Origin of the sequence: Parvibaculum sp., from assembly GCF_035511255.1 — a bacterium.
Classification (GTDB): domain Bacteria; phylum Pseudomonadota; class Alphaproteobacteria; order Parvibaculales; family Parvibaculaceae; genus Parvibaculum.
The window spans coordinates 1-6964 of the sequence record NZ_DATKFR010000478.1 but is presented as its reverse complement, the minus strand read 5'-3'; the positions used below and the strand labels follow the sequence as shown (position 1 = coordinate 6964).

Sequence of the window (6964 nt, the reverse complement as noted above, 5' to 3'; positions counted from 1 at the left end):
GCGGTCGCCAACGACCGAAAGCGTGCGGGCGAGCGAACAGCATTCGCGGTCGAGTTCTTCCCAGCGCATGACCCGTTCTCCTTTGAACAGGAGTTTAGCTTGACAGGTTCTCTTTTGGAACCCAGTTTCGGGACCGGATTTTCGTGTGGGGAGGACCGCGTCTTGAACATGCTGGATATGAAGGCGGAGCCGGTCTTCTCGCGCGACGGCGGTTTCTGGCAACCGCATGTCGAGGCGACCGGACCCTTTCGCGGGCTTCATGGCGGCGCCGTTTCGGGCCTCGTCGCCGCCGTGATGGAGGAGCGCGCGCGTGAAGAGGGCTGGGGCATTCCGCTCGCCGTATCGGTGCTGATCCTGCGCCCGGCGCCGCTCGAACGCCTCGAAACGCGGATCGAGGTACTGCGCGCCGGCGGGCGCACGGCGATGCTCGAAAGCTCGCTCGTGGCCGGCGACAAACTCATCGCCAAGGGTACGGGCGCCTTCGTGAAGCCGATCTCGCTGCCGGAGGTTGCGCGCGTCGCCGCCGCACCGATGCCGGCCGACCCCACCGCATTGCCGGCCTGGGCCGCAAGGGGACCGCAGACGCGCACGACCTTCTTCGACGCGCTCGACATCCGCGACGACGGCAAGGGCGTCAAATGGGGCCGGATGAAACGGCCCATGGTGCCGTTCGATGCGCCCTTCGCGAACCTCTTCGCTTTCGCCGACAACGGCACGCCCTACTGGCTGTCCGGCACCGAGTTCTGGCCGCCGCCCTGGGGCTTTCCCAATATCGACGTCACGGTTCACGCCTCACGCGCGCCGGTCGGCGCATGGGTCGGCGTCGAGCCGACATCGGACTGGCGCGCCGACGGCATGGGGCTGACGGATTCCAGGCTTTATGACGAAGCCGGACCGCTTGGCCGGGCCTGCCAGACGGTGGTGCTGACGCCGGTTTAGACCGTCTCCGGCCGGTTCAGCACCGCGTTGAAGACGATGGACGGGACTCGCAGGCGCTCGTCGGTTTCGTAAAGATGCCGCAATTCGGCGAGGGAGCGCTCAGGCTCCCTCGTCAATGCGGCGAGGCGGTCGAGAAGCGCGTGCTGATCTTCCGTCAGGTGAGCGCCGGGCTCGGGCATGGCGCCCCAGACGTCCCAGGGCAGCATCTCCATGCCGTTGAGAGCGGCGGCGTCGCGCAGCAGATTGCCGGCGACGAACCAGAGCCCCCACATGTCGAGAATGCCGAAGGCGGCGGGGTCCGACTTGCCCGTACGGCATTGCGCCCAGGCATCGCCCGCGACGACGAAGCGATCGCGGGGGACATCGAGGACGTCGAAGTCCGGTTCGATCGCGCCGCCCTGCACCTCGTCGATCTGGGCATCGGCGAGAATCCAGCGACCTTCGCCTTCGTTCCAGTATTCGCAGACCCAATGATCGACGAAGCGGCCGGGCTCGAAATAGGCGGCGAAGCCGCAACGCGCGCGGGCCGGTACGCCCTTCGCGCGCAGCATCGCCGCCATGAGGAGCGCAAAATGCCGACAGATGCCGACGAGACGCCGTTCGGGCGGACGCGGAAGGGCGAGCGGCGCGGCGTCGTGAACGAGAAGCCGGTCGAGCATCGCCTCGACGGAGCGGATGTGGCTTTCGCCGGTCCGCTCGGGCGACAGCATCTGTCCATAGGCGCCGGCCCAGTGCTGATGCAGCAGCAGGCCCTGCACGATACGGGCGAGCGGCGGAACATCGGTCGGCAGCGCGTCGAAGAGAGTTGCGTGCCGACCGGGCGAGGACATCGCACCCAGTTGCATGAAGGCAGCGGCCGAGGCGGTGTCTCCTGGAGCACTCACCCGCGCGCTTCCTTCGCGCCGCCGCAGCAATGGTCCGCTGCGCGCTCCTCGTAGCGGTCGTGATGCCGCATCCAGTCCATGATCTCGGCCTCGTTGCGGCCCTTGGGCGCTATGTCGAGCCAGTTATAGGCGCCGATCATGACGTCGCCGCCGCGCGCATAGGAGGAGTAGGTGTGGAAGACCTCTCCCGCCTCGTTCTTGTAGAAGACGCTGGTACCGGGCGCCTCGCCCTCCTCCTGCTTTTCGCGCCGCTCGAAATTGTAGAAGGTCGGTCCTTTCGCGAGATCCTCCTTCGTGAAAGAGACGCCATAGTCGCTGTTGAAATCGGTGTCATGCGAGGAGGCCCAATCGAAGCGCCAGCCCATGCGCTTCCTGAAGGGCAGGATTTCGGCGAGCGGCGCGCGCGAGACGACCATCAGCGTCACGTCGTGATGGGCGAGGTGGAGATTGGCGCCGTCTATGTGGTCGGCGAGGAAGGAGCAGCCCGGGCAGCCTTCCGTCCAGCCCGGTGCGAACATGAAGTGATAGACGATGAGCTGGCTGCGTCCGTCGAAGAGTTCGGCCAGCGTCTTCCTGCCCCGAAGCGTGTCGAAGACGTAGCTCTTTTCGACCTTGACCCAGGGCATGGCGAGGCGCGCGGCGGCCACCTCGTCAGCCAGATGCGTCAATTCCTTTTCCCGCGCGAGAAGCGCCTTGCGCGCGGCGAGCCATTCTTCGCGCGAAACGATCTTGTGTTGTTCCATGGTCGGGTTCCTCCCTCGATACGGACTGAAATGCGTCAGGCGACGTAAGCCTCAAGTTTATCGAGCGCGCCGGTCCAGCCCCTGTTGTGTCCGTCGCGGGCCGCCTCGTCGAAAAACTTCTCGTGCGTCAGCGTCAGCATGCAGCCGTCGCCATCGGGTTTCAGCGAGATCGTCACCTGCGACTGGCGGTCAGGAAGCGTGATCCACATCCAGGTGAAGACGAGTTTGCGATCCGGCTCGACTTCCAGATAGGTGCCGCTCACATTGTGATTTTCGCCGTCGGGCGTCGTGAAGATCATGCGGAATCGTCCGTCCACCCGCACATCCGCCTCGGCCGAAATCATCTCGGCGCCGGCCGGTCCGAACCACTGCATTATTTGCGCCGGTTCCGTCCAGGCGGCGTAGACCTTGGCCGGGGCGGCATCGAGACGACGTTTGAGCGTGAGGCTCGGGCTTGTGGCTTGTCCGGGTTTGGCGAACATGGTTTTTCCTCGACGAAAGCAGCGAGACGGTCGAGCCCTTCGGACCAGAAACGCAGATAGCGGTTGAGCCAGTTCACCGCGTCCTCCATTGGGCCCGCGGTCAGTTCGCAGGTCACGGTGCGGCCGGTTTTCACGCGCGAGACGAGGCCCGCATCCGACAGCACGTCGAGATGCTTCATGATCGCCGGAAGCGAGACCGGAAAGGGCCGCGCCAGCTCACTCACCGAAAGATGCGGTCGCTCGATCAGCCGGGCGACGATCGCGCGGCGGGTCGGATCGGCCAGCGCCGAGAAGACACGGTCCAGCGGCGCTTCTTCATACTTAACCATGTGGTAAAGCATGACTCCGTCAGGCCGTCCATGTCAAGCACCCCGAGAAAGTTTCCCGGAGCAACTCGGCCCCGCGCAAGCATCGCCTATGGTCGCGACAGGCTGTAGTGTCAGTGCGAAATCATGCACCGAAGCGTCGTCGCTCGACGCCGGACAAGGAGCGGAGCAAAGATGCCGCTTTCAGACGCCCAACTCGAACGTTATGCTCGCCATATCGTCCTCAAGGAAATCGGCGGGCCCGGGCAGCAGAAGCTTCTCAATGCGCGGGTGCTCGTCATCGGCGCGGGCGGGCTAGGCGCGCCATGCCTCATGTATCTCGCCGCCGCCGGCGTCGGTACGCTCGGCATCGTCGATCACGACACGGTGTCGCTCTCGAACCTTCAACGCCAGATCATCCACGACACGAGCAGCATCGGCAAACCGAAGGTGGAAAGCGCAGCGGCAAGCCTCGCGCGCATCAATCCCGGCGTGAAGATCAAAACACATGAGACGAAGCTCACCGCAGAGAATGCGCGCGATATCGTCTCGCGCTACGACATCGTCGTCGACGGCTGCGACAATTTTCCGACGCGCTTTCTGGTCAACGATGCCTGCCATCTCGCGAAGGTCACGCTCATCTCGGGCGCAGTCGGCCAGTTCGAGGGCCAAGTCGCGACCTTCAAATCCCATCTGCGCGACGCCGATGGATTGCCCTTTCCCAATTACCGCGACCTCGTCGGCGAAGCGCCGCCGCCGGGCAGCATCCCGGCTTGCGAGGAGGCGGGCGTGCTCGGTGCGCTCACGGGTGTCATCGGCTCGCTGATGGCACTCGAAACGATCAAGGAAATCGCCGGCGCGGGCACGAGCCTCGCGGGCAAGCTGCTGATCTACGACGCGCTCGACACGCGCTTCCGCACGATCAGGCTCCGGCACGATCCGAAGAATCCGCTGTCGGGTGACGAGCCGACGATCACCGATCTGCGCGTCCACGCCTGAGCGCAGGCCGTCACATGATCGCCGGAATGACTCTGTCCGGCGGACGGTGGCCGTCCATGAAGGTCTTGATGTTGACGATGACCTTGCCGCCCATTTCGATGCGGCCCTCGATCGTCGCCGAACTCATATGCGGCAACAGGACGACACTGTCGAGGCCGAGGAGGCGCGGATTGACCGTCGGCTCGTTCTCGAAGACGTCGAGGCCGGCGCCGGCGATCTCGCCCGCCTCGAGAGCACGGGCGAGCGCGTTCTCGTCGATCACCTCGCCGCGCGCCGTGTTGACGATATAGGCGTCCGGCCGCACAAGCTTCAGCCGGCGTGCATTGAGCAGGTGAAACGTCGCCGGGGTATGCGGACAATTGACCGAGACGATATCGACCTTGGGAAGCATCTGGTCGAGACTCTCCCAATAGGTCGCCTCGAGCTCCTTCTCGATCACGGCATTGGCGGGCTTGCGATTGTGATAGTGAATTTCGAGGCCGAAGGCGCGGGCGCGGCGCGCCACCGCCTGGCCGATACGGCCCATGCCGATGATGCCCAGGCGCTTGCCGAAAATGCGGCGGCCGAGCATCCAGGTCGGCGACCAGCCCGGCCATTTGCCCTCATGGTCGCGCAAATAGCGCGCGCCATCGGAAAGGCGGCGCGGCACGGCAAGAATCAGCGCCATGGTCATGTCGGCCGTATCCTCGGTCAGCACGCCCGGCGTATTCGTCACCGTAATGCCGCGGCGGCGCGCCGTCTCGACATCGACATTGTCGACGCCGGTGCCGAACTGGGCGATCAGGCGAAGCTGGGGCCCGACCTGCGACAGGACTTTCGCATCGATGCGGTCGGTCACCGTCGGCACCAGCACGTCGGCTTCCTTGACGGCGGCAACCAGTTCCGCCGTCGTCATCGGGTGATCGTCGGCGTTGAGGCGGACATCGAAGAGCTCGTTCATGCGCGCCTCGATGACTTCCGGGAGCTTCCGGGTGACGATGACGAGCGGCTTCTTCTGGGTCATGCTCGGAACAGCCTCATCGCAAGGAACTTCGACGCAAGGCGCGGCCGGTCGCGGGCGCCAGCTCCTTGTCTAGCAGAGGGCGAGGGGGCCGACCAAGCCTGTTCTCAGGCCCTCGCGACCCCGCGCCTCGCAGCTTGACCCGATTGCCGCGGCCTTGTCATAAAGGAGCGGTCCATATCAGAGAAAGTCGCCATCATCGCCATGTACCGGCCGCCTTGCCGCAACGAAGCCGGCACCGTCCTCCGGCGGATCGGAAGCGCGGGCGTCTGGCTGCTGCTGATGTCCGGCGCAGCCCATGCCCAGGCGAAAACCGCCAAAGCCGAACCGGCACCGGCGACGCAGCTTCTACCACCCGGCGGCGGCGCCGACACCCCGCCCAAGCAATCGCCGGGGTCGGCGACCGGTCTGCCGGTGCCGCGCTTCGTCAGCCTGAAATCGGGCCGCATCAATGTCAGGCGCGGGCCCGGCGACGATTATCCGATCGAGTGGGTCTTCGAGAAGAAGGGACTGCCGGTCGAGATCACCGCCGAGTCCGATCGCTGGCGACGCATCCGCGACCGCGAGGGCGATATCGGCTGGGTGTGGCACTCGATGCTCGACGGACGGCGGACGGCGATCGTCGAGAACAGGGCGGGCGACGGACGGCCCCTGGCGCTTCATGTCGAGCCGAACGCCTCGTCCGGCGTCGTCGCCTATGCCGAGCCCGGCGTCGTCGCGCAATTGGCGAGTTGCAAGCCGGGCTGGTGCGAACTCAAGGCCAGCGGCTATGAGGGCTGGATCGAACGCTCGTCGCTCTGGGGCGTCTATCCGGACGAGACTTTCGAGTAAAGCACGGCGAACAGTGTTCAGGCGAAGTCGGCGGCAAGCGCCGTGCGCGTCTCCGGCGAGAGCAGCGCCATGTGTCCGTAATTCGGATGCGCGATGGCGATCAGCACCTGGGTCCCCGGATCTCGAAACTTTTCGATTTCCTGAAGCTTGAACGGGAAGTGCAGGAAATGCACCGAGGAGGTCTTGCCGTCGGCCTTGGTGCGCTCCACGTCGCCCTCCGGCACCACCGCCGTCACGCGCAATCCGCCGACGTCGATATAGATGTGATCCTCGACACCAGTGAGGCGGCGCAGTTCCTTGTCGCGGCGGATCTCGTCGTCGATCTCGAACATCAGCGTCGCGACGAGCTCGTCGCCCTTCGGGATCAGCGGATTGTAGGCGGCGAGTTCGTCGGCAATCTGTTCTTCGCCGCCCTTCTCGATGTGGAGCATTTCGTGGACCTGCTGGAACATCGTCTCGTAATTCTCGAAATAGAATGTCGCATAGGGCCCGACCGAGACGCGGCGGTGCTTCTTCATCGCCGTGATCGCAGCGCGGCGCTCCTTGCGCTCTTTCGCATAAACCTCGTAAGGCAGGATGTCGCTGCGTTCGATGATGTGCTTTGCGGCGGGCATCGGCGTCACTCCACTTGTATTTTTATTCGATGAGACCCCAGGCACGGGCCATGATCTCGATCGGATGCTGCACCCTGGGCGCCTGCGGCTCGCCCAAGGTCTCGATCTCGTGCAGCAAATGCTTGCCGGCGAGCGGGCAGTCCGAAGTCACATACTTATTGCCGGTC

9 protein-coding genes are annotated in these 6964 nt (G+C 64.9%); 3 read left to right on the top strand and 6 right to left on the bottom strand.

Annotated elements, in window-relative coordinates; translation table 11 throughout:
* Window positions 1-168: 168 nt before the first annotated feature.
* The gene (locus tag VMR03_RS17835; RefSeq protein WP_325407623.1) at window positions 169-939 is read left to right on the top strand and encodes a thioesterase family protein; all 771 of its coding nucleotides are present in this window, start codon (window positions 169-171) and stop codon (window positions 937-939) included.
* On the opposite strand, the gene VMR03_RS17830 is transcribed toward VMR03_RS17835, so the two are convergent.
* From VMR03_RS17830 to VMR03_RS17815, 4 genes are read right to left on the bottom strand one after another with little or no spacing between them, the layout of a single operon-like run.
* A complete protein-coding gene (locus VMR03_RS17830) occupies window positions 936-1823 on the bottom strand; it encodes a transglutaminase-like domain-containing protein (protein WP_325407621.1) in 888 nt (295 codons plus the stop codon). The two genes, VMR03_RS17835 and VMR03_RS17830, sit on opposite strands and share 4 nt — an antisense overlap.
* Window positions 1820-2566, bottom strand: a complete 747-nt coding sequence (locus tag VMR03_RS17825) for a thioredoxin family protein (protein ID WP_325407619.1) — start codon at window positions 2564-2566, stop codon at window positions 1820-1822. Before VMR03_RS17825 ends, VMR03_RS17830 begins: the two co-directional genes overlap by 4 nt.
* A 35-nt stretch (window positions 2567-2601) precedes the next feature.
* Window positions 2602-3048 carry an SRPBCC domain-containing protein gene (locus VMR03_RS17820; protein WP_325407617.1) on the bottom strand — a complete coding sequence of 149 codons (447 nt, stop codon included), beginning with the start codon at window positions 3046-3048 and terminating at the stop codon, window positions 2602-2604.
* Window positions 2940-3377: a metalloregulator ArsR/SmtB family transcription factor gene (locus VMR03_RS17815; RefSeq protein WP_325407615.1), complete on the bottom strand. Its 438-nt coding sequence runs from the start codon at window positions 3375-3377 to the stop codon at window positions 2940-2942. The genes VMR03_RS17820 and VMR03_RS17815 overlap by 109 nt, the downstream gene beginning before the upstream one ends.
* A gap of 171 nt (window positions 3378-3548) precedes the next feature.
* Here VMR03_RS17815 and VMR03_RS17810 point away from each other — a divergent pair, with 171 nt between their 5' ends.
* Window positions 3549-4352: a molybdopterin-synthase adenylyltransferase MoeB gene (locus VMR03_RS17810; protein WP_325407613.1), complete on the top strand. Its 804-nt coding sequence runs from the start codon at window positions 3549-3551 to the stop codon at window positions 4350-4352.
* Between the two features lie 10 nt (window positions 4353-4362).
* Here VMR03_RS17810 and VMR03_RS17805 read toward each other — a convergent pair whose 3' ends face one another.
* Window positions 4363-5355, bottom strand: coding sequence for a D-glycerate dehydrogenase (locus VMR03_RS17805; RefSeq protein ID WP_325407611.1), 993 nt, complete (start codon window positions 5353-5355; stop codon window positions 4363-4365).
* Between the two features lie 201 nt (window positions 5356-5556).
* Between VMR03_RS17805 and VMR03_RS17800 the strand changes: the two genes are divergently transcribed.
* A complete protein-coding gene (locus VMR03_RS17800; RefSeq protein ID WP_325407609.1) occupies window positions 5557-6183 on the top strand; it encodes an SH3 domain-containing protein in 627 nt (208 codons plus the stop codon).
* A 17-nt stretch (window positions 6184-6200) separates the two neighbouring features.
* Here the strand turns inward: VMR03_RS17800 and VMR03_RS17795 are convergent, their stop codons facing one another.
* Window positions 6201-6797, bottom strand: coding sequence for a DUF3501 family protein (locus VMR03_RS17795; RefSeq protein WP_325407607.1), 597 nt, complete (start codon window positions 6795-6797; stop codon window positions 6201-6203).
* Window positions 6798-6964: the final 167 nt, after the last annotated feature.